The sequence below is a fragment of the Roseateles sp. P5_B10 genome, from assembly GCF_056400485.1.
Genome location: NZ_JBFULE010001040.1, coordinates 1 through 1576, shown reverse-complemented (window position 1 = coordinate 1576; position 1576 = coordinate 1). Strand labels below are relative to the sequence as shown.

Here is a 1576-nt window from a genome sequence, read left to right as displayed (position 1 = left end):
GGTCCTTGCGGGCCACCCTTGGGCGAGTGGCCTGTCGCCCGACATCGCGCCAAGGTGCCAGGCAGCGGGACAGGCTTTAACGCTGTAAAACTGGGTCCGCCGCGGTTGGTGGCCCGGTCATCGGACACCATCCGCGGCGGGCTCACGGTGTCACCACCGTGATGTCATGACGTCACTTGGCGTTGTCGACGATGGTCTTGATCAAGTCCGGGAAGGACTGAGCGCTGGTCGAGCGATCGAACAGGCCCGTCGCGTGGTTGGTGGTGTAGCCCGGGTCCCACCATGTCGGCACGATGCCGTGCTGGTAGGCGGACTTGGTCACGTACTTGGTCCAGTAGGTGCGGTAGGTGCCGGCCGGGTCGTACTCGGTCCTCAGGATGGCGCCGTACTCGCCCATCAGCACGGGCATGCCGGCGTCGACGAAGCGGGACTTCATCTTCTGGAACTGCGCGTCCACGTAGGCTTCGTGGGCCCAGGGTTCGGTTGCGGCCGGATTGGTCGCGATCGAACCCCACTGCCAGATGCCGCTCTTGTCGTTCAGCGCGAAGTTGAACGGATCGTAGAAGTGCACTTCGATGAACATCCGGTTCGTCGCCGGATCGGTGGGCTTGACGAAGCCGTCGTAGGTCGCGTTGATGTTGGTGTTGAAGCCCTGCACGACGAGATGGCGCTTGGCGTTGTTGCCACCCGTGGCCCGCACCGCGTTGACGAAGACCTGGTTGAACCCGTTCTGGACGGATTGGTACTCGGCCGTCGGCGGGTTGTAGTCGCCAGCGACCATGATCTCGTTGGTGCCGGCGAACAGCAGGTAGTCGTCGTAGTCCTTGAAGTTGTTGGCGATCTGCGTCCACATCCGGGCCAGGCGCGCGTTGGCACTGGCTTGGCGGGCGTAGGTCGGAATCAGCCAGTCGCCTTCGTGATGGGTGTTCAGCACGACATACAGGCCGGCGTTGCGGGCGTAACCGACGACCTGGGTGACGCGCGCCATCCAGCTCGGGTTGATGTTGCCGTCGGCGTCGGCGTACTGGTTCCAGGTGACGGGAATACGCACGGTCTTGAAGCCGGCCGCCTTCACCGCGTTGAGCAACTGCTGGCTCGCCACGGGGTTGCCCCAGGACGTTTCAGCCGGCACCGCGTCCAGCGTGTTGCCGAGGTTCCAGGCGGGGGACATCTGCTGCGACAGCTGGACGCTCGTCAGGTCGCGCATGGAGCCTGGCACGGTGATCACGAACGCCTGATTGCTCTTGGCGCCGCAGCTGTTGGTATACGTGGCGGTGGCCGTGCAGCTGGCAGTAGGCGTGATGGTCTGCTCGCGCGAGCCGCCCGCGGTGCCGCAGCCGCTCCACGTCCACATGCCGCCGGAGATCGGTTGCGGCCCCAGGATGGCCGAGCTGCCGGCGGTGACGGTGCCCGAGGCGGTCTGCGTCCACGTGCCATTGACGTTGACCCACGGCGTGACGGCGGTCGGCGCGCAACTGCTGCCGCGCGTGGCGGAGGCCGAGCCGGAGTTGTAGCTGCCGGCGCTGGTCGTGAACTTGACCCAGTACCAGTAGGGCGTGCCGGTGTTGGCCGAGCC

1 protein-coding gene is annotated in these 1576 nt (G+C 65.7%); it reads right to left on the bottom strand.

The genetic code is table 11. The annotated features are described in order from the left end of the window. Positions 1-172: 172 nt before the first annotated feature. The coding region (locus AC1DU6_RS30580) for a glycoside hydrolase family 5 protein (protein WP_477861844.1) at positions 173-1576 on the bottom strand (1404 nt) is incomplete at its 5' end.